Raw genomic sequence first — 24,825 nt, 5'->3', positions numbered from 1 at the left:
ATCTCGATTGACTTCTGATCATTCATGATCTTGCCTCCTAACTGGCGCGGATCCGTTACCCGTTTACGCCGCGTGTCATCATCATTTCGTGGACGGCGTCCATGCCGCGATCCGCCATCGCGCTCACTTCGGCCGCATGGATATGCATGGCTTTGGCTATTTCCGGATCGTCAGATGTTTGCACCACTACGATCCCTTCAGAGGTCACTTCGATATCCGAGGTGATCTTGTCGCCATGTTGAAAAAATATGTCGAGGGTCGGGCTCTGAATGATGATCATCGGATCATCCTTGCGACTCACCCGATCGATCATCCCGGCAACATGGGAGACCAGAGCATCCATGACATCCGGGTCGGAAGATCTTGTGACAGTGCGAATACCGTTGGGAAGGTTTTCAACCTCGCGTGTGATCGTATCGAAATTGCGGAACATCACAGCCAGTTCGGCACTTTCCTCGGGCGTCGCGTTCTCGCCCCTCAGCCCCGGCATGTTGACCTCGTCGTGGCCTTGCCCATCTGCACCGTGACGATGCTCTGCCCGTTCACCGGCCATTCCCTGGCGGTGCCCGTGCCCGGAAATCAGAAAGATGTAACTGCCAGCCGCGCCGACCAAAGCAGCAACAAGCAACGCAATGGCGATGCCGCCGAACGTCCGGGCGGGAATGCGGTCATTCATCTTTGTCTCCTCCGTTTCTGCCAACCCTCATCCGGCCTTCGCGTGAGACCTGCAATCACCATCGCGGTATGATAAGTTGAGGAGTAAGTATAACTTTGAAACCCCGACTTCAGTGACAAAGTCACGAAACCGGAAAATTTCCCGAAATGGTCAGGTGCTTTGAGCCAACTGTTCCAAAGCCGCCTTGTCGGTTATCGTAATGCGCCCCCGCGATTGGGTAATCATCTCGCGTTTTTGAAAGTCCTGCAAAATCCGCGATACGACTTCACGCGCGGTGCCCAGTTCGCTGGCAAGTTGCTGATGCGTTGCCTGAATGTCTTCCCGACCCCCGGACAGAACCAGAAGGCGTTCAGCAAGGCGAATATCCAGGTGCCCGAATGCCACGTCATCGACCACCCGCAACAGATCAATCAGCCGGCGTGAGTAGGCCTCGAACACAAACTCGCGAAATGCGTCTTCTTCCGAGACCAGACGGTCGAAGGCATGTTTCGGCAAGGTCACCGCCGTTACGTCGGTTTCGGCAATACCTTCAGCGTTATATGCTTCTTCTGCCAGCATGCAGGCCGTCGTCAGCACACAGCTTTCCCCCGCCTCGACCCGATAGAGCACGATCTCGCGGCCCGAATCCGAACTTTGAGAAATGCGAATCCGTCCGTCATACAAGAACAATAGGCTGTCGGGGACGTTGTCAGGGCCGAATACCTGAGCGCCTTTTGGGCACCGCACAATACGGGCCGCCGTACGTAACCTTTCACGCACAGCCTTCGGAAGGCGGCTTGTCCCGTGAAATCGCTCAGTCCAGTCCAAAATTGTCATCTTGCGTTGCGCATGGGTGCCACAATGCCCTCCTCAATCGGCGCGATACGGTTCAACAACTCGTTTCTGTTTGAGGCGATGTCAGCCAGCGTCAGATCATCAAGCACAGCCATGAAAGCCCCTGTTGCCTTTTGGATCGCTTGGGACAGTTTGCATATACCGATCAGAGGGCAGGTGTTTTTTTCAGGGTTAAAGCATTCGACCACATCCAGGGGGCCTTCGGTCAGGCGAATTACATCGCCGATTTTGATCTGTTCCGCCGGTTTGGCCAACCGGAAACCACCACCTCGGCCCCGTGCTGTTTCCAGATAACCGGCCCGACCCAACTCGTGCACGATTTTTACGATATGTGGCCGGGCAAGGCCATGCACCCGCACGACATCGTCAACGCGAATGCGGTCCGGAGCCTTGAGCGCAGCCAGCTGCAAAGACCGTAGCGCATAGTTGGAATAGGATGTCAGTTTCATGCGTACCTCCGGCAAAAGCTCTAGGCACAATATAACTTACTTTCAATTTCAGTGTTTTTTCACTGACCGGGTGTTTCGCTGAATGTGAAGTCAGGCCAGCCTAACTGAACTTCACATGGACTGGGTGGATGACTGGGACGCAGCGTACATCGCGTCATCTCTGGTCGGGATGCTGTTGGCGTCCGGTCGGAACGGCAGTACAATTCACTGCAAAAAACTCAGAGCAAAGACGGTATGAGTGGCGGTGCTGTCAGACGAATTCGAACCAGTCTCAGTTTGCCGCGGAAACCGCGAACCTATCCGGAACAAAGTTGACGCCACTCGGCGAGAGCGGCGGTGCGGGTCAGCTTGAAGGTGTCTCGACTGGCTAGCGATCTTTCCTGGCTGAAGTGATTGTAGACAGAGGAATGGACGGAGGCGAATTTCTGCAAACTTCGCATTCGCCTGAAACGCTGCATCGCGCGTTCGCGTCGTCGAAACGGCAGGTGCGAATTCTCGACGCGGTTGTTGAGCCACCTTCCCGTCTGTTGTTTTTCGAGCGCGCCCATTTCTCTGAGCGCAGCCATGTAGGAAGCGAATCGATCTGTGACGATCTCTTCAGCGCGACCGTGCCGCTTCACCAATTTCCTGAGGAATTTCAGTGCTGCAGCCTTGTTTCGACGTTTGGTGACAACGGCTTCCAGCACCTCGCCTTCATGATCCACAGCCCGCCAAAGATAGTGCCGCTTGCCATTCACCTTCACGAAAACCTCGTCCACGTGCCACTTCGATTTTGAAAAGGCTCTGAGTTGCTGAACACGCTTTCTTCGGATCTCAGCGGCAAACACCGGCCCAAACCTATTCCACCAATACCGGACAGTTTCGTGACTCACGTCGATGCCTCGCTCGTGCAGCAGATCTTCGACATTTCGAAGCGAGAGTGGAAACCGAATATACAGCATCACCGCAAGGCGGATGATCTCGGGGCTGGTTTTGAAGTATTTGAATGAGGCAGGTCTGGTCATGGGAAAAAGCTACGCAACCGCCCTGCTCCGCTCAAGCAAAGTTCTTCTGACAAGACCGCTGCAGGCATTGGTTTTGCTTTCATGCCTGAGTATTCGGTTACTCTGCCGGGCTTGTTGCAGCGCCCGCTTGTGGAGCCAGAAGTTTCAAGAACTATCGCGGCCTTTACAGTCCCTGGCCGAAAATACTCGCCGGCTCTCGATGCGCTGATGAGGTTTTCGCAGACTTTTGCATGGCCGGGATAAAAAACTTCGGTTTTGGGCCTGCTCTGAAACCCGATTTTCCTGCCGTTTGTAGTTAGAGTTTTTCGCTCGTATTTTCCTTTGGTCGTTCCAAGAGTTTGCGACACTTTCATCAAACGGCAAGTTAACGTGACAACCCCCGTCTGCCCTATGCCCACAACCAGATTCTAAGCTAAGTCGATCCAAGCCGCATTCCTTGAAGAGCTTTGCACGCACGCGGCCACAAATTTAACGCCATTGAGCCCGTCATAGACTGTTGGATAAACAACCGAAGCGTCAGGTGAAATACCATTTCGGAAAGCTTGGATCGCTTCAGCAGCCTCTCCATAGATATTCGCGAACCCCTCAAGATATCCCTCGGGATGTCCCGGAGGAACTCTACTCAACCGGTTGGCTGCATCAGCAGCACTAGCTCCATTTCGTGTGATTAGACGCTTTGGTTCGTTGTATGGCGTGAACCACAGGTAATTGGGATCTTCCTGAGCCCACTCCAACCCACCTTTTTCGCCATAGACGCGCAAACGAAGTGCGTTTTCGTTGCCGGGAGCCACCTGAGAAGACCACAGCATACCGCGCGCTCCGCCTTTGAAGCGAAGCAAGACGTGGGCGTTGTCATCGACTTTGCGCCCCAGCACAAAGGCCTGCAGGTCCGCCGCAAGGCTTTCCGCTTTAAGCCCGGTCACGAAGCAGGCAAGGTTGTATGCATGAGTTCCGATGTCACCGGTTGATCCACCCGCGCCCGAGCGATCGGGATCGGTTCGCCATTCCGCCTGTTTGAAATCCTGCTGCTCGGTCAGCCAATCCTGTGGGTATTCAACCTGAACCACGCGGATCTTGCCAATGTCGCCGTTGGCAACCATTTCACGCGCCTGCCGAACCATTGGATAGCCTGTGTAATTGTGGGTCAAAATGAATAGGGCATTCGCGCTTTCTGTTGCTTTGACCAGCTTTTTCGCATCGGCAAGGGTCGAGGTGAGTGGCTTGTCACAAATTACATGAATACCGCGTTTCAGGAACTCACGTGCGGCTGCATAATGAACGTGATTTGGCGTGACAATTGAGACTGCCTCGATCCCAGATTTCAGTCGGGCTTCCCTAATCGCCATTTGTTTGAAGTCTTCATAGACCCGTTCGAGCCCCAATGCCTGACCACTTTCAAGAGATTTCTCTGGCGTCGAAGACAAAGCACCGGCAACTAGCTCGAACTTGTCGTCCAATCGCGCGGCGATGCGATGAACACCCCCTATGAAGGCATCATTTCCGCCGCCAACCATGCCAAGCCGAATGCGTCCTGAGGTTTCTTCACTGCGTCCTGTGACCATCACTCAATCCCCAGCATTTTACGATTGGCGGCTTCGTCAGCGCCACCGTCGGCGAAATCATCAAAGGCTTTCTCGGTCACACGGATGATGTGATCTGACACAAATTGAGCACCTTCACGCGCTCCATCCTCGGGGTGTTTGAGGCAGCATTCCCATTCGACTACAGCCCAGCCATCAAAGTCATTCGCGGCCATTTTTGAGAAGACTGCACCGAAATCCACTTGGCCATCACCAAGTGATCGGAAGCGCCCGGCACGATTGACCCAGCTTTGATACCCGGAATAAACACCCTGCCGCCCGGTCGGGTTGAACTCGGCATCTTTGACATGGAACATCCGAATTCGATCTTTGTAGATGTCGATGTTGTCCAGATAGTCGAGGCATTGCAGCACGTAGTGCGACGGGTCGTATAGCATGCAGGCCCGTGGGTGATTTCCCGTCCTTTCCAGAAACATCTCGTATGTCACACCATCGTAGAGGTCCTCTCCGGGGTGAATTTCGTAGCAGACATCGACACCGCAGTCTTCGGCGTGATTCAGGATGGGCACCCAACGACGAGCGAGCTCATCAAATGCCGTTTCTATCAAGCCAGCAGGGCGCTGAGGCCAGGGGTAAACATAGGGCCATGCCAACGCGCCTGAGAATGTCGCATGTGCCGAAATGCCTAAATTTTTCGAAGCGGATAGCGCTTTGTTGACCTGGTCTACGGCCCATTCTTGACGGGCTTTAGGGTTTCCTCTGACGCTTTCCGCTGCAAAGCCATCAAACGCACTGTCATAGGCTGGGTGAACGGCAACAAGCTGACCCTGAAGATGCGTTGAAAGCTCAGTGACTTCGACACCATTTTCTTGGGCCTTGCCTTTGAACTCATCGCAGTAACCGACGCTGGACGCGGCTTGCTCCAGGTCGAAAAACCGCCCATCCCAACTGGGAACCTGAACGCCTTTATATCCACAGTCAGCCGCCCATCTAGTGATCGCGTCCCACGAATTGAACGGCGCTTCGTCCCCGGCAAATTGTGCAAGAAACAAAGCTGGACCTTTGATTGTCTTCATTAAATTTCCTCCCCAAAACCTGAGCCTCTATGGCGGTAAATTTTCCTTCAGATAAATGTCGATACGGATACGTTCCTGGGCTTTGTTGAATGGCACTTTGTCTGAAGTTGCACGCAGCAGACGGACGGCTGAACGAACAATGTGCCCAGTGTCTTGCGAGATAAGAGCGTCAAATGTACCTAGCCTAAGCGCCTCACGACTAAGCGGAGTAAGCTCATGAGCTATGATCACCAGATCTTTGCTGAGCTTGTTTTCTGAAAGAAATTGAATCAGTCCTGCATTGCCTGCTGCGGAGGAATAAATTCCAACAAGATCCGGGTAGGTTTCAAAGATCTCGGGCATCATCTTGTAAATCAGATTCGGGTCATCCCGGCCCTCGACAGACGCTACGACTTCGAGGTGTGGAAATTCCTCAGCTACAACTAGATCAAAGCCTTGACGGCGCTCTAGGTGGTCACGTGCCAAACGGGATCCTGTAAGTACCAAAACCTTGCCGTCGCGATGCACAAATCGTCCCATCAGCTGAGCTGCGGTTCGCCCTGCCGAAACGTTATCAATTCCTACAAAGTGGTCTCGCTCAGAACTCGGTAAGTCAGACACCAAAGCAACGACCGGAACGTCTTTGTCCCGGAGCCTTTTTACGGCGTCGCGGACAGAAGGCGTTTCAGGCCCGAAAACGGCGACTCCGTCAATATCCAAACTGTCGATAGCATCCAGAATGTAGACGATTTCTTGCGGCTCGAACGGAGCGACCTTCTTTATCGCAATGCGGGTCCGCTCGATAAATTGGTCACGGGATTGTTCTGCGATCCGACTGCTGATTGCCTCAACAAACTCGTTGTCCGTGTCGGGTAAAACAAAGAGGAAGTTGTAAACTCGGTTTCGCGCTAGGTTGGCCGCGGCCGTATCGCGCACATATCCCAGCTCATCAATCGCCTTTTGGACTTTCTGCACGGTCACTGCCCGCACGCCGGGGCGCCTGTTCAAGACCCGGTCAACAGTCGCCAGACTGACACCCGCAACGCGCGCGATGTCGTTGACGGTTGGCTTTTTCACCAATTCTAGTTTTTGTTTTTGGTTTTCCACGTGTTCTTCAGTCCTCAATCTCCCGCGCTAAGCCTTCAAATAACAAGGCAACGGCCTCAGCCCCCGGATCGTTATGTCCAACTAGATTTTCTTCGGGAACATAAGCTGCACGACCCGCCTTCGCACGACGAATTTTTGCCGTGTTGTCCGCGCCTTCGCGAGCAGCCTTGGCCGCATCGGTTAGGCCAAACGGGAGAGCGGCAAGTGCGGGTGCCAGAGCGTCAATCATCGTTCTGTCGCCGACCTTGGCACCCCCAACCTGGCTCACGCGATTCAGGCCTTCGACCAGAGACTTCGATACCGAAGCCCCGCTTGCACAGGCATCTCCGGCTGCATTGAAGAAGATTGCGAGTATCACACCGGACGACCCGCCCATTGTCTGGCTTAACTCATTGCCCAACGCCGGAAACAGTTGCGTCAGATCAGCAAGAGGCATGCGGTCAAGGCTACCTTGCAATGCTCTTGCGGCGGTGGCCAGTGTGCTTCCTGTATCGCCATCTCCGGACTTCGCGTCCAGCTCGTTCAGAGACTTCTCTGCGTTGATGAGCAGCTCAGATAAGCGGGTGATCGTTTCCCTCGTGGTGGGATTGTTCGAAGGGATTGGATCGATTGGTGTCAGGCCATCAGGCAACGGGGCTACTTTGATCGGGTCGATGGAATTGACGCCGGGCCATGCGGCCAGATCAACAGGTGCTTCAAGAGCTGACAATTCGTCCTGATCCACAGGCAGAATGGATACCGAAAACCCGTGCATATCCAGCGACGTCATCATCGGTGCCGGGCCAATGATATGGTGGGCAATACCAGTTTCGGACAACGCATGCGTGAGGACAGCCATTTCCAGAGGAGTTGTAGAGCCCAGGTTGTTGACCAACGCTACACAATGCCCGGCACCCACCCTTTGCTTCAGCTTCTCCACCACCGTGGACATGGCCGATACAGCATTTGAAAATTCGACTTGTTGTACACCGGGCTCGCCGTGGATGCCCAAGCCGAGTTCCGCTTTGCCAGGGGCAATCCGGTCTTCTTTTGGAGAGCCCGGAACAGTGCAGGTGTCCAAGCTCATTCCGATGCTGACAACCTTTGCTATGGTACTTCTTGCTGCTTTGGTAACGGTGTCCAGATCGGCACCCCCTTCAGCAAGCGCTCCGGCAATTTTGTGCACCAATAACGTACCTGCCACGCCACGTGGTTGCGGAAGGTCGGGCAAGGCGATGTCATCATCAACTACGACCATCTCTACTTTGCGGCCCAATGCACGGGCGCGTTCAGCCGCCAGTCCAAAATTCAATCGATCACCGGTGTAATTTTTGACGATGAGCAGGCACCCGGCCTCACCCGTGACCGCAAGAATGCCCGCCAGAACTGCCTCGACCGAGGGTGAGGCGAAAACTTCGCCGCAGACCGCGGCTGTCAACATACCGGCGCCAACGAAACCTGCATGGGCGGGCTCGTGACCAGACCCTCCGCCAGAAACCAAGGCGACTTTCGACTTGTCCCAATCCGATCGGTAGACAACCTTGATATGCGGGTATCCGTCCAGCCGGATAAGCTGCCCGCCAGAGGAAGCCAGAAGGCCGTCTATCGCCTCGGTTACCAGGGTTTCTTTTGTGTTGAGGAACTGGGCCATGCTTTTGCTCCTTAATTCACCCGCGCGCCGGACGCGTCAAAATACAACGGGTTGTGGGGGCGGATTTTTATAATCTTTCCAGATGGGTAATCCTGATGAATTTCAATCAAAGTCACAACCGGGTGACCATTCAGGTCCAAATGCAGCCGTGTTTGATCGCCCAGATGCTCGGCACGTATCACACGCGCCTCGCTGCCTTCGCCTTCAATGATGTTTTCCGGGCGAAGACCAATCTGCGAGCCTTTGTGATCGCCTCCGAACAACTCGGACGGCAGGATGTTGATTCGCGGCAGACCCAACCTGCTGGCAACGTAAACACTGCCCGGGTTTTCGTAGATATCGCGAGGGGTACCGTATTGAACCAACCGGCCGTTCTCTAAAACGCCGATATGCGTAGCCATTGTCATGGCTTCGACCTGATCGTGGGTCACGTAAAGCAAGGTTGATCCCAGATCGGCCTGAATCCTTTTCAGCTCGACCCGCAAATCCGCCCGAAGCTTGGCGTCCAAAGAGCTGAGCGGTTCGTCCATCAGGAAGATCTGGGGATCGCGCACCAGCGCCCGTCCGATTGACACACGCTGCATTTCGCCGCCGGACAATTCGGTGGCTTTGTTGTCCAGCTTGTGCGGGATCTGCAGGATCTCCGAGACTTCGTTGACCTTCCTGGCGATCTCATCCTCTGACGTTTTCAGGATCGGCGATCGCAGAGGGAAAGACAGGTTTTCACGCACTGTCATATGCGGGTACAGCGAATATTGCTGGAAGACCATCGCCACATCGCGCTGGGCGGGTGTATCCATCCCGACGTCGCGCCCGGCAATGCGAACAGTGCCTGAATCCAGTTTCTCAAGCCCGGATATCAATCTCAGCGTTGTTGTTTTCCCCGCGCCCGTCGGACCCAACAACACCACAAAGGCACCGTTGGGGATCGTCATTGAGATATCATCCACCGCTTTGATTTCGCCGAATGACTTCGAAATGTTTTCCAGAACGACTTCAGCCATTGCTTAGTACCTCGTCGTTCAGAGCGGACCTCAACGCGCGTCCGGTAGAATTTTCAAAAAGGGTCACTGCGGATGAGCGGAACTTCAAGCCAACCGTCTCGCCGGGGTTAACGGTTTCGCGCGCATCAATGCGGGCTTTCAGCTCTCCGTTCGGGCTTTGCAGCGTCACGATCTGGGTGGTTCCAAGATATTCTGCGGCCAGGACCTTGGCTCGGTAGGCGCTGGCATCCGACAGAAAAACATGCTCAGGGCGAACACCGAAAACCAAGTCACCTTCCGCCCCTTCCAACAGTGTGGGTACGGCTTCGTCGTGACCATTCAGTCGCACCGTTTCCGAGCCAGGCGCGACCTTTCCCTGAAACGGCAGGAAGTTCATCGAAGGAGACCCGATAAAATCTGCAACGAACATCGTAGCTGGTTTGTCGTAGATTTCCTGAGGTGTGCCGAATTGCTCGATCACAGCGTTGTTCATCACCACGATCTTGTCCCCCATTTGCATGGCTTCCAGCTGATCATGTGTGACGTAAACAGTGGTCGCCCCCATGCGATCATGAAGCGCGCGCAGTTCTTCGGCCATGTGCTCACGAAATTCGGCATCCAGGGCACCAAGAGGTTCGTCCATCATGAACGCCTTGGGTTCGCGAACAATCGCGCGTCCAAGCGCCACGCGCTGCCTATCGCCGCCTGACAACCCACCTACCGGGCTATCGAGGATGTCCTTGATCCCCAGAATTCCCGCGACTTCTTCTACTTTGGCTTTGACAGCAGCACGCGGCATGCCCTGCGATATCAGGGGGTAGCTGATATTTTTTCGCACGTTCATGTGCGGATACAGCGCAAACATCTGGAACACGAAGGCAATGTCTCGCTCCGATGGGGGGCGCTGGCTGATCTCCTCGCCGTCCAGGTAGATTTCACCCGACGTCGGAAGTTCCAAGCCTGCGATCATCCGCAGCGTCGTCGTCTTTCCGCAGCCGGATGGCCCTAGCAACATGAAGAACTCACCGTCCTCAATCGTGAACGAGCTTTCGCGGACAGCCGTGAAATCGCCGAACATCTTCTTTACGTTTTTAACTACGATCTGGGCCATTTCTACTCCGGGAAATGGCTGACGATGATGAACATGACGGTTCCGATCAGCGTGACGATGAAAGAATATGTGAAGGCCCAAAGGACAAAGGGCTGCATAAGCATGAAGACACCCAGAGCGATGAGGATGGTCGCGATCATCTCCCATGGGCCCCGGCGAAAACGCATCAATCCGGTAAGAAACTCGCTCATTTGCGCACGGCTCCGAATGTGATCCCACGCAGCAGGTGTTTGCGCATCAGGATGGTGAAAATCATGACAGGGATCAGGAAGATCGTGGCACCTGCCGCCACTGCAGGCCAGTCCAGGCCGCCAATACCGATAATGGTTGGGATGAACGGTGGTGCAGTCTGCGCGTTCGCGGATGTCAGCAGCACGGCAAACGCGTACTCATTCCAGGCGAAGATCAGGCAAAAGATAGCTGTTGAGGCTATGCCGGTCGCGGCTTGCGGCAGCACCACTTTGTAAAACGCCTGAAACCTCGTGTAGCCATCTATGAGCGCGGCTTCTTCGTACTCTCTTGGGATTTCGTCGATGAAGCCTTTTAGCAACCAGACCGCCAAGGAAATATTCACGCCCGTATACAGCAGGATCATCCCCAGATGCGTGTCGCTTAATCCAAGGTTTCTGAACATCAGGAAGATTGGGATGGCGACAGCGACCGGTGGCATCATCCTTGTACTCAGGATAAAGAACAAAAGGTCGTCCTTGAGCGGGACCTTGAACCTGCTGAACGCATAGGCGGCCAGCGTACCAAGGAAGATACTCAAGAACGTCGAGCCAAATCCGATGATAACCGAATTCATAAAGCGCTCGCCAAACTTTGATGGCCCGACAATCACCATGTCGTATTGGCGGACGATCTCATCGGCCCAGTTCTGCGGCGGGTTCGCTTCCAAAAACTCCTGCGTCTGCCGCGTGCGCGTGGTGAAGAGATTTACATACCCTTCAAGCGTTGGGTCAAAGACCACTTTGGGTGGGTAGCTGATCGCATCGGCTGGAGACTTGAAACCTGTCAGTAAAATCCAAACCAGCGGGATCATTGTGATCAGCGCATAAGTGATGACCAGAAAACCGGCGATCCACTTGGAACGGTTCGAAGGTTCGGTTACGGAAAAACTGCTCATCTCTGTTTCACCTTGTTCAAGGCTTTGACGTAGATCGACGCAAGGCCGAACACGGTGACGAAAAGGATGATCGCATAGGCCGAGGCGTAGCCCGTACGCCACTTCTCAAACGCCTCCCGCTTGAGATTGATTGAGGTGAGTTCCGTTACAGAACCTGGCCCTCCGCCGGTTAGCTGAACCACCAGGTCGAACATCTTGAAGTTCTCGATCCCTCGAAACAGCACGGCAAGCATCAGGAACGGAAGGACCATCGGGATGGTGATCGTAGAGAACTGCCGCAGCTTGCTGGCCCTGTCGATCTCAGCCGCCTCGTAGATGTAATCGGGAATACTGCGCAGTCCGGCCAGACAGATAAGCATCACGAAAGGTGTCCACATCCAGGTGTCGACAATCACGATCGCCCACGGGGCCAACGTGACGGATCCCAGCATTTCAAAGCTCGATGGGTCTTTGCCTGTGAACCATGACACGATGTAGTTAAACAACCCGATCTGAGGTTGATAGAGGAACTTCCAGAAGTTCCCGACGACTGCAGGAGACAGCATCATCGGCAGCACGATGATCGTGGTCCAAAGATCGTTGCCCTTGAATTTCTTGTTGATCAGCCAGGCCAGAGTAAACCCGATAAGGACCTGGAAAAAGATCGTCCAGAACAGGAAATGCGCCGTCGCCTGCATATTCAGCCAGGTGTCCGAGTCTGTCAGGATACGCTCGTAATTCCTGAGCCCGATATCTTTGACTTCACGCCCGATCCTGTTGGCCTTGTAGTTGGTAAAGCTCAGTTGGATGGTCCAGATCAACGGAAAGATGTTGATCGCCAGCAATAGAAATATCGTTGGGGAGATGAATATCCAGGCGATTGCGCGGTCGGATAAACCTCGGATTTTTCGCGCAACTCGCTCGGGCGTTGCCTGGGCAACGCGATCTACGGTCCGGTCAGACATCTCTTTGCCAGTTCTTGTTGGTTTAGGACTCATGGGTGAAGGTGGAGCGGGATTGCGCCCGCTCCTGCCTGTGTCCGGACTACAGCTTTCCTTCGTCTTCGAAGACTTCAGTCCAATCTTCGATCAAAAGATTAAGCGCTTCTTGAGCTGTACCTTGATCAGCAACGACGTAGTCGTGGATGCGTTTCTGCATGGCCAGCAGGAGTTCTGCATAGGCAGGCTCTTGCCAGAAATCCTGAACCCCAGCCATTGCTTCCAGGAAGTCACCGGCAAACGGTTGGCTGTCCACGAAACCAGGATCTTCCAGCACAGAGTTATGCGCCGAGTAGCCGCCTAGCTCCCACCACTTGGCCTGCACTTCAGGCTGTGCGAACCACTTGATGTACTCAAGTGCAGCGTCCTGTTTGTCAGAGTAGCTGACAACAGAGATACCTTGTCCGCCCAGTGTCGAACCTGCCTGATTTTGCGGTGGGTTCACAAAGAAGTCGATCTTGTCACCGCCGGTATTGGGGTCAGCATAGAGACCTGGGAAGAACGCAAACCAGTTCATGGCCATGGCGACCTGACCGGACTTGAAGGCGTCCAAGCTCTCACCCATGTAAGAGTTGGTATATCCCGGAGGCGTCGCCGTTTCGTAGAACTCCTTATAGAATTCCAGCGCCTCTACCGCTTCGGGTGAGTTTACGGCGCCTTCCATGTCATATGAGCCTGGGGTGTTTTCGTATTTAAAGCCCCAAGGATACAGTGCTCCGGTCACACCCATGGTGATCCCTTCCGAGCCGCGTTCGGTAAAGATAGCTGCCCCGTAGACTGTCTTGCCGTCGATCTCACGGCCCTGGAAGAACTGCGCGATCTGCAACAACTCTTTCTGAGACTGAGGTTCACGTAGGTCCTGACCAGTCGCCTCCTTGTATGCAGCTTGGATTTCGGGGTTTTCGAACCAGTCCTTGCGATAGAACCAGCCGTTTGCATCGCCCATCGCAGGCAGCGCGTAGTAGTTTGGCGTACCCTTGGGCCAGGTCGAGTAAGCGTAAACAGTGGCCGGCGCGAAATCGTCCATGCTGATGCCTTCAGCATCGAAGAAGTCGTTCAGCTGGACATAGTGACCATTCTCTGCGCCACCGCCGATCCATTGGCTGTCACCGATCAGTAGGTCGCAGAGCTTACCCCCAGAGTTCAGCTCGTTCAGCATTCGGTCCGCAAAATTTGGCCAGGGAACAAATTCGAAGTTCATCGTGTGTCCGGATTCTGCTTCGAATTCTTTTGATAGCTCAACAAGTGCGTTGGCCGGGTCCCATGCAGCCCAACAAAGCGTCAGATCTTCAGCATTTGCCTTGGTAGAAAGAGTAGTAGTGGCAAGGACTATTGCGCTGGCCGAGGCCAGTTTTGTGTAAGTCATCCATTCCTCCCTTTTTGCGCCGTCAATCGAGGATGTGCGAATCGCGGCATACCTCCAAGGCTATTTGAGGTACGCACCTCATGTCCAGATTTTTTTGAGGTTCGTACCTCAAATTGTCAGAAGAGGCCGTCAAATATTCTTTTAGCTGTTGATTGGCTTTGTTGCGCAAAGGCTGGGTGAGGGATTAATCTCGTGAATCCAGCATGGTAGCTGGCTGTATGAGCAGACCTATCCCACCGAGCTACAAGACCAAGAACTGACCAGCCTACAATGAAGCCCGCCAACAACTTGGCAATACCGGCCTATGTGGTCATCGATGCCGCCATCGACACGCCCTGGACCCGTATGCCCTTCAACCCGGACGCGCCCGAAGATTTCTTCAGTAAACCCGATACCATAGCAGAGGAAGTGTTCCATATCGCCCATCAAGACCGATCTACTTGGTCGTTTGACGTAGAACTGCGACCCTACGGTGAAAAGTGGTGAGCGACGGACGGCCCATAGCCGTCGTTCGACCTTGATCACCATCGCTGCGGTGCGGCTCATCAGAGGAGACATTCGCTGCGCGAGCAAAGCTCGAAGACAGGCGGAGTTCAGAAGAGCGGACAATGCTGTCGATTGCAAAGAAGGTGAGAAAGTCGGGGAATCATCACGCGCCACAATTGCTTTGGAACGAGGCGGCGGACTTGAGCGCTCTTCCGCCCTGCGAGCTACGCTTGTTCCTTCAACCAATTCCTGACTGTTGCCACAACTTCAGGTTTCCTGGGGGCTCGAGGGGCCACCACGTAATATCCCTCTTCCGTCGTCACCGAGATATCGAACGGCTGGCAAAGCCGGCCAGATTGAAGATCAGCTTCGACAAATTCCCGGTTCGTCAGCGCCACGCCTTGTCGGGCAATTGCAGCATCAATCGCGAGCGACGTTTGGCTGAACGCCATTGTCTTGAGAGCCGAAACAGGCTGATCGCCAAGTGCGGCTTCGAGAAACAGGGGCCATTGGCCATGAGTGTCTTCCAGCAGTACCTGGGTCAACAGGTCTTGTGGGGAACGGATCGAGTTAGAGCCATCGGCAAGGTCCGGATGGCAGACCGCAATCAGCTCTGCATTGAACAGCGGCTCCGCCAGAAGGCCCGGCCCGAAGGGGGGCTTGCCCTGACGGATCGCAATGTCGACTCCATCTGTCTGGAAATTCGCAAGCGCGTTCGATGCGTCCATGCGAACGCGAATCTCGGGGTGATCCAGGGCAAGTGTCCCCAGTTTTGGCACCAGCCACTTTGTTGCAAAAGAGGGGGTTGAGCTGATTGTCACCACGGTGTCCTGAGGCGACAGATTGGCTGTTGCTTCGGCCATCATCTCGAAGGCGCGGCGGATCGGGGGAAGGTATTTCCGGCCTTCATCCGTCAATGACAATCCGCGGGCTTGTCGTTCAAACAGTTTGATTTTCAACAACTCTTCAAGCGCGCGCACCTGTTGCGCAACGGCACCCTGGGTGACACCAAGCTCTTCCGCGGCAAGCCGGAAATTTAGATGACGCCCCGAAGCCTCGAAAGCCTTCAAAGAGTTCAATGGTGGTAGCTTGCGCATGGTACTTGCTCCAAGGGAGTAGAATTTCTACAGCGTTAAGACAGAATTACTGATTGGTCAAATGCTGTGATAGGCCCGATGTTGGACCCAGACGGATACAACGAGGTTCACGGAGACGGAAAATGGCTGACAAGAAAGTAGCGATCATTATGGGCGGCGGCAGCGGCATGGGAGCAGACAGCGCCCGTCGGCTTGCGGCTGACGGCTTCAATGTCGCCATTCTGTCTTCGTCGGGCAAGGGCGAGGCTCTGGCACAGGAATTGGGCGGTATCGGCGTGACCGGCACCAACAAATCCAGCGCGGACATGCAGAAGCTCGTCGATGCGGCCATGGAGAAATGGGGTCGCGTCGATGTGCTGGTCAACTCGGCCGGTCACGGTCCGCGGGCGCCGGTGCTGGAAATCAGCGACGGCGACTGGCATGAGGGCATGGAGGTTTACTTCCTGAACTCTGTACGTGCCACGCGGATTGTAGCGCCGATTATGCTTGAACAGAAGTCGGGCACGATCATCAACATCTCGACCTTTGCCGCGTTTGAACCCGATGCGGTTTTCCCGACCTCGGGCGTGATGCGAGCGGGGCTTGCGGCCTATACCAAGCTGTTTGCGGACAAATACGCCGCCGACAACGTTCGTATGAACAACGTCTTGCCGGGCTTCATCGACAGCCTGCCGGAAAACCCGGATTTCCTGGCGAAGATCCCAATGGAGCGGTACGGCAAATCGTATGACGAAGTTGCCGCGACCGTGGCTTTCCTGGCCTCGGAAGGCGGCGCCTATATAACTGGCCAGAACATCCGCGTGGATGGCGGCATTACACGCTCGGTCTGATCCGAGTTCCAGCGCGAAAGACAAAATCATGAAACCGACTTCGAAAGACTCCTCTTGGGAGATGGATCTCCCTGTGTTTTCAGCAACCCCGAAGCATGATGCCTATGACGTCGTGATTATCGGCGGTGCCACGATGGGGGCCTGCACTGCGTGGTTTCTGGCCTCGAATCCTGACTTCAAGGGCAAGGTTCTTGTGGTTGAGCCCGACCCGACCTTCTCAAAGGCCCAGACCGGGGCCTCGAACAACTGCATGCGCCAGCAGTTTGCCAACCCAATCAACGTGAAGATTGGGCAGTACGCGGCAGAGTTCGTGCGCGATTTTCGCAAAAACCTGGGCGGTGACCCGAAGGTGCCCGAACTCAGCATCCGCAACTTCGGTTATCTCTATCTCTCTGACTCCCCGGATTTGACCAAGGTTCTGCAACGGGACCAAAGCGTTCAGGAGGAATGTGGTGCAGGCACCAAAATGGTGGCGCCCGAAGAGATTGCGGCAGCGTATCCGTTCTACAACCTCGATGACATCGAAGCGGGCAGCCTGAACACCGTCGACGAAGGCTATTACAACGCCCCTCTGATGATCGAATGGCTTATCAAAAAGTCGGTCGAAGGCGGTGTCGACTATGTTCAGAACACAGTCACCGCGATCACGCGCGACCGCAACAAGGTAACCGGCGTGACCCTCGCCACAGGCGAAGTCATTGCGGCGGGCGCCATCGTCAATGCCGCAGGAACCCGTGCCGGAACGATCGCCGGTATGGCCGGTGTCAAACTCGATATTCAAGCCAAGCGGCGCTATACGTTCATTTTCCGCGCCAAAAAACCGCTGGATCGCGACCTGCCCCTGACCATCGACCCGACAGGCGTGCATTTCCGACAATTCGGCGATGATTACCTGGTTGGCTGTCCGCCTCTGGGCGAGGATGCAACCGTCGACCCAGACGACTTTTCGGCAGAGGAAACCATCTGGGAAGACAAGGTTCACCCGATCATCCGCAACCGTATTCCACAGTTCAAGGATGTTGAAGTCATCGACTATTGGATTGGGCACTACGATTTCAACACGTTCGATTTCAACGTGGTGATAGGTCCGCATGACGAGGTGTCGAATTTCCATTTTACCAACGGATCATCAGGGCATGGATCGCAACAAGGCCCCGCAGTAGGTCGGGGTGTCGCCGAGCAAATCATCTATGGCGAATTTCGTTCGATGGACCTGTCACCGTTTCTCTATGAGCGCTTTGCCAAAGGCGAACGCGTCATCGAACGCGCCGTAATCTGAGGAAGTTGATATGAGCTACAATGTGAAACTCTCGGGTGTCATGCCCGCCTTGGTCACACCGTTTGATGCGGCGAACAAGATCGACTTTGACGCCTTCGAAACCCTCCTGACCCATTTCCGGGATGCGGGCGTGACGGGCTGGGTGCCAAATGGCTCGACCGGCGAATATTTCAGCCAGTCGACCGAGGAACGGCAGCAGGTTCTGCAATTCGTCAAGGAGTTCGCCAACGATGACGAGATTCTGATCGCCGGCACCAACGCGCCCGCTACACGGCAAGTGATCGAACAGACCGCCATGGCCAAGGAGATCGGCTATGACAACGTGCTGTTGGCGCCGCCTTTCTACACCCGTCCGACGCAGGACGAACTGATCAGGCACTATGAAACTGTGCTGGCCGAGGTTGATGTGAATCTGGTGCTTTACAGTTACCCGGCCAAGGACGGCAGCGATATCAGTTTCGAGCTGATGGATCACTTCGCAGACAACCCGCGTGTCATCGGAATCAAGGAGAGCTCGGGTGTGTTGCAGCGCGCAATCGATATTGCCACTCGGTATGAAGGCAAGATCCAACTGATCTCAGGCTCGGACGACATCGCTTTGGACTTTATGTTCTGGGGCGCGGACAGCTGGATTTGCGGCCCGTCGAATTTCCTGGCCAAAGCCTGCTGCGATCTGGATCGCGCCTACAAGGCGGGTGAGCTGACCAAGGCAAAGGAAATCATGGCCAAGCTGTACCGTGCGATGAACATCCTCGAAAGCGGCAAGTTTGTGCAAAAGATTAAGTATGGTTGCGAACTGCAGGGCTTGCCGGTGGGCGAATGCCGTGCACCTCTGGGTCCGCTGACCAATGAAGAAAAGGCCGCTTTGAAAGAGGCGTTGGAGCCGATCCAGGCCATGTGACTCTTGTGCTTGGGGTGGCCGCCGCCCCAAGTCCAGCATTTTAGGTAGCGTGCCATGAGCACATCAACTGCAACAACCACAATTGTCATCGGGGCCGGAGTGATCGGCGCCGCCATCGCCTATGACCTGCAGAAGCGAGGGCGAAACGTGACGCTGATCGACCGGGACGCTCCCGGTTCAGGTGCATCCTTCGGCAACATGGCGTCGATTGCGGTGAGTGAATTCATGCCCGTGGCGCGCCCCTCGACATGGAAGCAGATTCCCGGCTGGATGATGGACCCGGAAGGACCGATCCGGGTCAGTCCGCGCTACATGCCGCGTCTGATCCCTTGGTTCATCCGCTTTTTGGCTGCAAGCCGCCCGTCCACTGTTAGGCGATTGGAAGCGGCGGGCGCGGCGCTTTGTCAGCATTCATTGGCGGACACGCAGAGCCTGATGGCCGAAATTGGCATGGAGGAGCAGCTGTCGCAAACAGGGTGCCTATCCCTTTACGCCAATGAGGCCGAGTTCCAGGCTGACCGCGAACGCATCGATATGTTGGAACGGTTTGGCTTCGACTATGAGGTGTTGGACGCCGCGGCCATCCGTATTCTCGAGCCGGAAATTACCCATCAGATAACCAAAGCCATCCTACTGCCAGACAATCGAACTTTGGCGGATCCCTTTAAGTTCGTGGAGCGGCTTGTAGAGCGTTTCGAAGGCTTGGGCGGTATCGTACGCCGCGCTGATGTGACCGGATTTGAACGCAGCGCCCGGATAACCGGTGTTCAATTGGGCGTCGCGCGTCTGCAAGCAGACGAAGTGGTTCTTTGCGCGGGCGCCTTCACATCGCGGCTCTCTAAGCTTTTGGGTGAACCAATGCCCCTGGAGACTGAGCGTGGCTACCACACCCAGATGCTGGCGCCGGGGATCGACATGGCGCATTCCATCATTTAGCCTGCAAAAGCCTTCATGGTCAGCCCGACGGCAGGCGGCATTCGAGTGGGTGGTACAGTTGAAATGGCGGGCCTTGACGCCGCCCCGGATTATCGCCGTGCCAAGATCACAGTGCGTCGGGCGCGTGAGGCCTTGCCAAACCTACAAGTCGAAGACTTCACCGAATGGATCGGCCACCGACCGGCCTTTCCCGACACGATTCCGGTCATGTCAGCGTCGGCCAAGACCCCGGGCGTGTTCTATGCCACAGGGCATGGGCATCTGGGGCTTACCTATGCTGCGACTTGCGCTCATCTGATGGGCGACCTGATTACGGGAAGTCGGCCAGCCATCGACATGTCCCCATACCGAATTGACCGTTTCTGAAGGAAATCAAGCCATGCAAAATCAGCTGTTCATAAATGGCGAGTGGGTTGCGCCCGCATCTGGCCAAATGTTCGACGTGGTCGACCCTTCTGACTGCACTGTGATTCATCAGATTGCGGCTGGCAGTGCCGTCGATGTGGATGCTGCGGTGAAAGCCGCTCGCACAGCTTTCGACAAGGGGCCATGGCCGCGGATGAGCGGCGCAGAACGTGCCGCTATACTTCGCAAAATGGGCGACGAGATCACCGCCCGCACGGACGAACTTGCGCGCATCGAGGTGCGTGACAACGGTAAACCTTTACCCGAGGCTGTTTGGGATATCGAAGACACCGCAGGGTGTTTCCATTTCTACGCAGACATTGCGGAGCGGTTCGACAACAATTCCGAAGAAGAAATCATCCTGCCGATGGATGAGTTCAAATCCAAGGTTGTCAGAGAGCCGGTAGGCGTGGCCGGGGCGATCATCCCGTGGAACTTCCCGATGCTCATGGCCGCATGGAAAGTGGCACCGGCGCTGGCAACAGGATGTACGATGGTTCTGAAGCCGTCGGAATTGACGCCAGTTACTGCGCTGGAACTGGGCGTGATCGCCAAAAAGGCGGGCCTGCCCGATGGCGCTTTGAACATCGTCACTGGGTTCGGTGCGCAAGCCGGGCAACCGCTGACTGAACACCCGGAAGTCGACAAGCTTGCGTTCACAGGGTCCGTTCCAACCGGATCACGCATCATGGCCACCGCTGCGCGGGACATCAAAACCATTTCGCTGGAATTGGGCGGCAAATCCCCGATGGTGGTGTTCGAGGATGCAGATATCGCCGAGGCGGTGGAGTGGATCCTGTTCGGTATCTTCTGGAACCAAGGCGAAGTCTGCTCGGCCACCAGCCGGGTGCTGATACACGAAGATATCTACCCGGACTTGATGGAGCGGCTAATCGCGGAGACTCGCAAGATTAGGATCGGTCACGGGCTGGACGACGGTGTTTTGCTTGGACCTCTGGTCAGTCCATCGCAGCACGACAAGGTGTTGGCGGCCATTGAGAAGGGCAAGACCGAAGCCACCCTCGCCGCCGGGCGCGGCGTGCCGGAAGGGTTGGAACATGGCTGCTATGTCGAGCCCACCATCTTCACCGATGTGCCAGCAGACGCTTGGATCTGGAACGAGGAAATCTTTGGTCCGGTGGTCTGCATCCGCCAGTTTTCAACCGAAGAAGAGGCCGTGGACCTGGCCAATGGCTCGCGCTTTGGTCTGGGCGCGGCGGTTCTGTCCAATGATTTGGACCGCGCCGAGCGCGTAGCGCGCGCCTTTCGCGCCGGGATCGTCTGGATAAACTGCTCACAGCCGAAGTTCACCGAGGCGCCCTGGGGTGGCTACAAACAATCAGGCATAGGCCGAGAGCTGGGGGAATGGGGGTTTAACAACTACCTCGAGACCAAACAGATCACCACATATGACCGCTCGGCCCTCTGGGGCTGGTACATCAAGGAGTAAGGCACATGCGCTGGAAACGCACACTGCAGACCGTCGATGTTCATTGTGCAGGGGAAATCGGGCGGGTCATCTCCGGAGGCTTTCTGAGCATTCCCGGTGACACCATGGCAGCCAAGCTGGCCCATATCAACGAGGTCGATGACAGCCTGCGCCGCTGGCTCTGCTCCGAACCGCGTGCGGCGGCAAATCATTCCTTTGTATTGATCCCCCCGGCCTGTCATCCGGAGGCAGATTTCGGGATGATCGTGCTTCAAACAGATCAAGCCCATGCCATGTCCGGCTCAAATTCCATGTGTGCCGTGACCGCCATCTTGGAAACCGGAATGATGGAGATGGTTGAACCGGAAACCGTGGTGACATTGGATACCGCCGCCGGGCTGGTGCGGGCGACAGCGACGTGCCGGGACGGCAAGGTCACGGGTGTCAGCCTGGACATGCCAGCCTCGTTCGTGGCCGCTTCTGACGTGGTTGAGACCGAGCGCTGGGGCCCTGTGGCCTTTGACCTGTGCTACGGCGGCGTGTTCTATGCCTTGGTTGATGTGGATCAGGTTGGCATGACGATTGCCCCGGAAAACGCGCGTGCCCTTGCCGAAGCGGGGGTTGTTCTGCGCGACCAGATTGCCGAAATAACAGATGTCGTACATCCTGAGATCGCCGAGGTGCACGGGCTCGCCTATGTCATGTTCCTCTCGCGAGAAGCGGACGGGGCGATGCGCCATTGCACGACCCTGAAACCTGCGCGCGCCGACCGGTCGCCTTGTGGGACCGGCACCAATTCTACGATGGCGGTGCTGCACGCCAGGGGAGAGATTGCGAAAGGCGATCAGATCACCACCAGGTCGATAATCGGCGGGGAATTTTGCGCCGAACTGATGGGAGAGGCACAAATCGGCCCTTACCAGGGAAGCCAGGTGCGGGTGACCGGGCAGTGCTGGATCTATGGCATGTCCCAGATCGGGTTGGACCCTGGTGATCCCTTCCCAGGCGGATTTATCCTGTCAGACACTTGGGGCGGTTGACGCAGATCAGCCGAGGGCGACTTTTCGAATGCCGCCTTTCGCCGCGCGCAGCATTGTGCGAATTGGGCTTCTTGCAGACGTTGGAGCAGGTGCAGCATCAGATCGAAATTAAATCTTGCTCGGATGAGGACGGCCCATAAGAGACATTCATCATCCAGTTCCGATGCTGCGGTCGCAGTCCGCTTACCGGCCATTCGCTGCAGGCGCACAGTTTTGATTAGATCGAACTCACAGACCGCGGACTTTGCAGCCATCCGCATTCTTGCTCTAAAGGACCACAATCAGCCCAAACCGGACATTCAACCCAGGACTTTGCAATTCCGGCTTGGCGGGCTTTTTGGTCGAAGAAATTTCTTGCACCAAGGTGCTGAGCCCAAAAAGTTAACAAATCAGACCGTTCCTCTAAGCCGATGTTTTTCCTATGGTTGGTAAGAAGTACCAAGTCGGGAGGTCTTAATGAACAAGCTTATCTCAGTAACGGGTGCCGTCTGCTTTGCTTTCACTGGAGCTTGGGCCGACGAACATACCCCGCCCAACATTCTTGTCATCATGGCAGATGACGTAGGTTGGGCGAGCGTCGGCGTTTACCACGGAGGTGTCAAAAGCATCGAGACGCCGAACTTGGATCGCCTCTCCTCTGAGGGTGCTCGTCTCACAGATTATTATGCCGAGCCAAGTTGTACTGCCGGTCGATCAGCTTTCATGACCGGACAATTGCCAATACGGACTGGTATGCACACGGTTGGACTGCCGGGAGATCCGGTAGGTTTAAACCCAGATGACCCAACGCTTCCGATGTTCCTGAAAAAGTTGGGGTATACGACGGGGCAGTTCGGAAAAAACCATCTAGGCGACCTCAATGAGTTCCTACCGACTGCAAAAGGTTTCGACGAGTATTGGGGTTGGCTCTATCACTTGAATGCTATGGAATATACGTCTGATCCGGATTGGCCAGACGACCCAGAATTCAACGCGCAATTTGCGCCTCGCAACATCATTCATTCATTTGCAACAGAGGAGGTAGACGAAACAGTCGACCCGCGATTTGGAAAAGTCGGGAAGCAGCGCATTATTGATGACGGGCCTGCGCCTCCTGAGCGCCAAAAGACTTTGGATGACGAAGTGACATCTTACACGAAGGACTTCATTTCTCGTGCAGTAGAGTCGGACACTCCGTTTTTTGTCTGGATGGCTCCAGCCCGTGCACACGTCTGGACCCACCTCAGCCCCGAATACGAAGCTATGTTGGGCAATGGGCGCGGACTTCAGGATGTTGTCATGAAGGAGTTGGACAACAACGTTGGTAACGTTCTCAGCCACCTTGAGGATCTGGGAGTCGCCGATAATACCATAGTGATGTTCACCGCAGACAATGGCCCGGAAACACTGACGTGGCCTGATGGTGGTACGACACCGTTTCATGGGGAAAAGGGTACTACTTGGGAAGGTGGCTTTAGAGTTCCTGCGATTATTCGCTGGCCGGGCAAAATTCCAGAAGGTCAAGTCTTGAATGGCATCTTCAGCGGAATGGACTGGATGCCAACATTTGTAGCTGCGGCTGGAGGTCCGACAGATCTAAGAGAAAAGCTCCTAGAGGGATATGAAGGCTATAAAGTGCATCTCGATGGCTACAATCAACTATCTTACCTGACGGGTGAGAATGAAGAGAGCATTCGCCGCGAGCTGATTTACTATCAGGGTACAGACCTCCAAGCAGTACGCTACAACGATTGGAAAGCGCACTTTGTCGTTCAAAACCACGGCTGGTCAGGCCCGAAGGAAGAATTGGTCGCCCCCTTGCTTTTCAACCTCCGCCGCGATCCCTACGAAAAAGCTGCGGAGGAAAGCGGTATGTACGTCCGCTGGATGGGTGAGAAAATGTGGGCATTCGGCCCAGCCGCCCGGTTAGTGCAGGCACATCTCGCTACTTTCGAGGAGTTCCCTCCGCGCGGGAAGCCGGTCGCCAATCAAGACCATGTTGAAGAACAAACATCAACCGAAGGCGGCATCTCTCAGTAGAGGAAGCGAGGCAACCAATACGCCTTTCCCACCGCAGCGTGGGCATCCGGCTCGGATCATCGGATGCCCAAAATAACCGACTAGGAATTTCGCAAAAAGCGAAACCTCTACGAGAAGGAGTCCTCCATGAGTGCTAGATTAGTCCTTCTGCTTGCTGCCGTCGGCCTCGTGCCAATTGCGTTGTCATACGGTCTGATGCCCGGCCGTTCGATCCCAGTTTTGCTGGGATTTCCAGTGGAAGGGACGAACCTGACGCATGTTTTCCGAGCGATTATGGGTCTTTACATGGCAAACGCTCTGTTTTGGTTGGCGGCTGCTTCGAAACCAGAGTTACAACGCCCCGCGCTGTGGGTTCTATTTTTGTTTATGTCAGGACTGGCCGTTGGGCGCATACTAAGCATCCTTATCGATGGAGTTCCGAACGGGGTACTTCTCTTTTATCTTGCAGCCGAGATAGCTTTTGCAGCTCTGGCGGCGGTTTCTCTGAAAAAAGTACGAGGAAACAGGAAGTGGTAAAATGGTGAGGTCTGGCTTTGTTTTCTCG

General features: G+C 55.2%; 23 protein-coding genes and 1 pseudogene. 9 read left to right on the top strand and 15 right to left on the bottom strand.

Annotated features, from left to right (window positions below; genetic code table 11):
- Nucleotides 1-55 precede the first annotated feature (55 nt).
- The 14 genes from ACR3FC_RS15430 to ACR3FC_RS15365 all read right to left on the bottom strand — a co-directional run bounded on the left by ACR3FC_RS15430 (nucleotide 56) and on the right by ACR3FC_RS15365 (nucleotide 13,859).
- Nucleotides 56-676 carry a hypothetical protein gene (locus ACR3FC_RS15430; protein WP_480476280.1) on the bottom strand — a complete coding sequence of 207 codons (621 nt, stop codon included), beginning with the start codon at nucleotides 674-676 and terminating at the stop codon, nucleotides 56-58.
- 150 nt (nucleotides 677-826) lie between these two features.
- Complete coding sequence (locus tag ACR3FC_RS15425; RefSeq protein WP_480476278.1) at nucleotides 827-1,492, bottom strand: Crp/Fnr family transcriptional regulator; 666 nt, start codon at nucleotides 1,490-1,492, stop codon at nucleotides 827-829.
- Complete coding sequence (locus ACR3FC_RS15420) at nucleotides 1,489-1,959, bottom strand: Rrf2 family transcriptional regulator (RefSeq protein ID WP_480476276.1); 471 nt, start codon at nucleotides 1,957-1,959, stop codon at nucleotides 1,489-1,491. The genes ACR3FC_RS15425 and ACR3FC_RS15420 overlap by 4 nt, the downstream gene beginning before the upstream one ends.
- A gap of 296 nt (nucleotides 1,960-2,255) precedes the next feature.
- The gene (locus ACR3FC_RS15415) at nucleotides 2,256-2,963 is read right to left on the bottom strand and encodes an IS6 family transposase (RefSeq protein WP_480476274.1); all 708 of its coding nucleotides are present in this window, start codon (nucleotides 2,961-2,963) and stop codon (nucleotides 2,256-2,258) included.
- Nucleotides 2,964-3,370: 407 nt separating this feature from the next.
- Complete coding sequence (locus ACR3FC_RS15410) at nucleotides 3,371-4,525, bottom strand: Gfo/Idh/MocA family protein (RefSeq protein WP_480476272.1); 1,155 nt, start codon at nucleotides 4,523-4,525, stop codon at nucleotides 3,371-3,373.
- Nucleotides 4,525-5,580 carry a sugar phosphate isomerase/epimerase family protein gene (locus ACR3FC_RS15405; protein ID WP_480476270.1) on the bottom strand — a complete coding sequence of 352 codons (1,056 nt, stop codon included), beginning with the start codon at nucleotides 5,578-5,580 and terminating at the stop codon, nucleotides 4,525-4,527. Before ACR3FC_RS15405 ends, ACR3FC_RS15410 begins: the two co-directional genes overlap by 1 nt.
- 27 nt (nucleotides 5,581-5,607) lie before the next feature.
- Nucleotides 5,608-6,666 carry a LacI family DNA-binding transcriptional regulator gene (locus ACR3FC_RS15400; RefSeq protein WP_480476268.1) on the bottom strand — a complete coding sequence of 353 codons (1,059 nt, stop codon included), beginning with the start codon at nucleotides 6,664-6,666 and terminating at the stop codon, nucleotides 5,608-5,610.
- 7 nt (nucleotides 6,667-6,673) lie between these two features.
- On the bottom strand, nucleotides 6,674-8,296 hold the full coding sequence (locus ACR3FC_RS15395) for a dihydroxyacetone kinase subunit DhaK (protein ID WP_480476266.1): 1,623 nt from the start codon (nucleotides 8,294-8,296) through the stop codon (nucleotides 6,674-6,676).
- An 11-nt stretch (nucleotides 8,297-8,307) separates the two neighbouring features.
- On the bottom strand, nucleotides 8,308-9,300 hold the full coding sequence (locus tag ACR3FC_RS15390; RefSeq protein WP_480476264.1) for an ABC transporter ATP-binding protein: 993 nt from the start codon (nucleotides 9,298-9,300) through the stop codon (nucleotides 8,308-8,310).
- Nucleotides 9,293-10,390 (bottom strand): ABC transporter ATP-binding protein, encoded by a 1,098-nt coding sequence (locus ACR3FC_RS15385; protein ID WP_209597607.1) that lies wholly within the window; start codon nucleotides 10,388-10,390, stop codon nucleotides 9,293-9,295. Before ACR3FC_RS15385 ends, ACR3FC_RS15390 begins: the two co-directional genes overlap by 8 nt.
- A 2-nt stretch (nucleotides 10,391-10,392) precedes the next feature.
- Nucleotides 10,393-10,581, bottom strand: a complete 189-nt coding sequence (locus ACR3FC_RS15380) for a hypothetical protein (RefSeq protein ID WP_209504399.1) — start codon at nucleotides 10,579-10,581, stop codon at nucleotides 10,393-10,395.
- A complete protein-coding gene (locus ACR3FC_RS15375) occupies nucleotides 10,578-11,516 on the bottom strand; it encodes a carbohydrate ABC transporter permease (protein WP_010442361.1) in 939 nt (312 codons plus the stop codon). Before ACR3FC_RS15375 ends, ACR3FC_RS15380 begins: the two co-directional genes overlap by 4 nt.
- Nucleotides 11,513-12,460 (bottom strand): carbohydrate ABC transporter permease, encoded by a 948-nt coding sequence (locus ACR3FC_RS15370; RefSeq protein ID WP_480476262.1) that lies wholly within the window; start codon nucleotides 12,458-12,460, stop codon nucleotides 11,513-11,515. The genes ACR3FC_RS15375 and ACR3FC_RS15370 overlap by 4 nt, the downstream gene beginning before the upstream one ends.
- Before the next feature lie 79 nt (nucleotides 12,461-12,539).
- Nucleotides 12,540-13,859, bottom strand: coding sequence for an ABC transporter substrate-binding protein (locus tag ACR3FC_RS15365; RefSeq protein ID WP_480476260.1), 1,320 nt, complete (start codon nucleotides 13,857-13,859; stop codon nucleotides 12,540-12,542).
- A 270-nt stretch (nucleotides 13,860-14,129) separates the two neighbouring features.
- Between ACR3FC_RS15365 and ACR3FC_RS15360 the strand changes: the two genes are divergently transcribed.
- Entirely contained in the window at nucleotides 14,130-14,345 is a 216-nt protein-coding gene (locus ACR3FC_RS15360; protein WP_480476258.1) for a hypothetical protein, read from the top strand.
- Nucleotides 14,346-14,569: 224 nt separating this feature from the next.
- Here ACR3FC_RS15360 and gcvA read toward each other — a convergent pair whose 3' ends face one another.
- The gene (gene gcvA / locus ACR3FC_RS15355) at nucleotides 14,570-15,442 is read right to left on the bottom strand and encodes a transcriptional regulator GcvA (RefSeq protein ID WP_480476256.1); all 873 of its coding nucleotides are present in this window, start codon (nucleotides 15,440-15,442) and stop codon (nucleotides 14,570-14,572) included.
- A 122-nt stretch (nucleotides 15,443-15,564) separates the two neighbouring features.
- Between gcvA and ACR3FC_RS15350 the strand changes: the two genes are divergently transcribed.
- From ACR3FC_RS15350 to ACR3FC_RS15315, 8 genes and pseudogenes are all read left to right on the top strand, one after another.
- Nucleotides 15,565-16,272, top strand: coding sequence for an SDR family oxidoreductase (locus ACR3FC_RS15350; RefSeq protein WP_480476254.1), 708 nt, complete (start codon nucleotides 15,565-15,567; stop codon nucleotides 16,270-16,272).
- A 28-nt stretch (nucleotides 16,273-16,300) separates the two neighbouring features.
- Nucleotides 16,301-17,551, top strand: a complete 1,251-nt coding sequence (locus ACR3FC_RS15345) for an NAD(P)/FAD-dependent oxidoreductase (RefSeq protein ID WP_480476252.1) — start codon at nucleotides 16,301-16,303, stop codon at nucleotides 17,549-17,551.
- A 10-nt stretch (nucleotides 17,552-17,561) separates the two neighbouring features.
- Complete coding sequence (gene dapA / locus ACR3FC_RS15340) at nucleotides 17,562-18,452, top strand: 4-hydroxy-tetrahydrodipicolinate synthase (protein ID WP_480476250.1); 891 nt, start codon at nucleotides 17,562-17,564, stop codon at nucleotides 18,450-18,452.
- Nucleotides 18,453-18,506: 54 nt separating this feature from the next.
- Nucleotides 18,507-19,754: pseudogene (locus ACR3FC_RS15335) on the top strand (NAD(P)/FAD-dependent oxidoreductase).
- A gap of 13 nt (nucleotides 19,755-19,767) precedes the next feature.
- Nucleotides 19,768-21,243, top strand: a complete 1,476-nt coding sequence (locus ACR3FC_RS15330) for an aldehyde dehydrogenase family protein (protein WP_480476248.1) — start codon at nucleotides 19,768-19,770, stop codon at nucleotides 21,241-21,243.
- A 5-nt stretch (nucleotides 21,244-21,248) separates the two neighbouring features.
- On the top strand, nucleotides 21,249-22,262 hold the full coding sequence (locus ACR3FC_RS15325; RefSeq protein ID WP_480476246.1) for a proline racemase family protein: 1,014 nt from the start codon (nucleotides 21,249-21,251) through the stop codon (nucleotides 22,260-22,262).
- 456 nt (nucleotides 22,263-22,718) lie between these two features.
- Nucleotides 22,719-24,281: an arylsulfatase gene (locus tag ACR3FC_RS15320; RefSeq protein ID WP_480476244.1), complete on the top strand. Its 1,563-nt coding sequence runs from the start codon at nucleotides 22,719-22,721 to the stop codon at nucleotides 24,279-24,281.
- Between the two features lie 126 nt (nucleotides 24,282-24,407).
- Nucleotides 24,408-24,797, top strand: coding sequence for a DUF4345 domain-containing protein (locus ACR3FC_RS15315; RefSeq protein WP_170582982.1), 390 nt, complete (start codon nucleotides 24,408-24,410; stop codon nucleotides 24,795-24,797).
- Nucleotides 24,798-24,825: the final 28 nt, after the last annotated feature.

It is taken from the genome of Ruegeria sp. AF3, assembly GCF_056536285.1.
Note: the sequence above shows the minus strand (reverse complement) of the source record. Positions and strands in the feature narration are given on the sequence as shown.

What these genes read in the sequence shown, in the direction of transcription:
- ACR3FC_RS15395 (WP_480476266.1), bottom strand. Translation starts at nt 8,296, where the DNA reads ATGGCCCAGTTCCTCAACACAAAAGAAACCCTGGTAACCGAGGCGATA.
- ACR3FC_RS15330 (WP_480476248.1), top strand. Translation starts at nt 19,768, where the DNA reads ATGCAAAATCAGCTGTTCATAAATGGCGAGTGGGTTGCGCCCGCATCT.
- dapA (WP_480476250.1), top strand. Translation starts at nt 17,562, where the DNA reads ATGAGCTACAATGTGAAACTCTCGGGTGTCATGCCCGCCTTGGTCACA.
- ACR3FC_RS15420 (WP_480476276.1), bottom strand. Translation starts at nt 1,959, where the DNA reads ATGAAACTGACATCCTATTCCAACTATGCGCTACGGTCTTTGCAGCTG.
- ACR3FC_RS15345 (WP_480476252.1), top strand. Translation starts at nt 16,301, where the DNA reads ATGAAACCGACTTCGAAAGACTCCTCTTGGGAGATGGATCTCCCTGTG.
- ACR3FC_RS15360 (WP_480476258.1), top strand. Translation starts at nt 14,130, where the DNA reads ATGAAGCCCGCCAACAACTTGGCAATACCGGCCTATGTGGTCATCGAT.
- ACR3FC_RS15350 (WP_480476254.1), top strand. Translation starts at nt 15,565, where the DNA reads ATGGCTGACAAGAAAGTAGCGATCATTATGGGCGGCGGCAGCGGCATG.
- ACR3FC_RS15370 (WP_480476262.1), bottom strand. Translation starts at nt 12,460, where the DNA reads ATGTCTGACCGGACCGTAGATCGCGTTGCCCAGGCAACGCCCGAGCGA.
- ACR3FC_RS15405 (WP_480476270.1), bottom strand. Translation starts at nt 5,580, where the DNA reads ATGAAGACAATCAAAGGTCCAGCTTTGTTTCTTGCACAATTTGCCGGG.
- ACR3FC_RS15325 (WP_480476246.1), top strand. Translation starts at nt 21,249, where the DNA reads ATGCGCTGGAAACGCACACTGCAGACCGTCGATGTTCATTGTGCAGGG.
- ACR3FC_RS15410 (WP_480476272.1), bottom strand. Translation starts at nt 4,525, where the DNA reads ATGGTCACAGGACGCAGTGAAGAAACCTCAGGACGCATTCGGCTTGGC.
- ACR3FC_RS15385 (WP_209597607.1), bottom strand. Translation starts at nt 10,390, where the DNA reads ATGGCCCAGATCGTAGTTAAAAACGTAAAGAAGATGTTCGGCGATTTC.
- ACR3FC_RS15425 (WP_480476278.1), bottom strand. Translation starts at nt 1,492, where the DNA reads ATGACAATTTTGGACTGGACTGAGCGATTTCACGGGACAAGCCGCCTT.
- ACR3FC_RS15315 (WP_170582982.1), top strand. Translation starts at nt 24,408, where the DNA reads ATGAGTGCTAGATTAGTCCTTCTGCTTGCTGCCGTCGGCCTCGTGCCA.
- ACR3FC_RS15380 (WP_209504399.1), bottom strand. Translation starts at nt 10,581, where the DNA reads ATGAGCGAGTTTCTTACCGGATTGATGCGTTTTCGCCGGGGCCCATGG.
- ACR3FC_RS15320 (WP_480476244.1), top strand. Translation starts at nt 22,719, where the DNA reads ATGAACAAGCTTATCTCAGTAACGGGTGCCGTCTGCTTTGCTTTCACT.
- ACR3FC_RS15390 (WP_480476264.1), bottom strand. Translation starts at nt 9,300, where the DNA reads ATGGCTGAAGTCGTTCTGGAAAACATTTCGAAGTCATTCGGCGAAATC.
- ACR3FC_RS15375 (WP_010442361.1), bottom strand. Translation starts at nt 11,516, where the DNA reads ATGAGCAGTTTTTCCGTAACCGAACCTTCGAACCGTTCCAAGTGGATC.
- ACR3FC_RS15365 (WP_480476260.1), bottom strand. Translation starts at nt 13,859, where the DNA reads ATGACTTACACAAAACTGGCCTCGGCCAGCGCAATAGTCCTTGCCACT.
- ACR3FC_RS15430 (WP_480476280.1), bottom strand. Translation starts at nt 676, where the DNA reads ATGAATGACCGCATTCCCGCCCGGACGTTCGGCGGCATCGCCATTGCG.
- ACR3FC_RS15415 (WP_480476274.1), bottom strand. Translation starts at nt 2,963, where the DNA reads ATGACCAGACCTGCCTCATTCAAATACTTCAAAACCAGCCCCGAGATC.
- gcvA (WP_480476256.1), bottom strand. Translation starts at nt 15,442, where the DNA reads ATGCGCAAGCTACCACCATTGAACTCTTTGAAGGCTTTCGAGGCTTCG.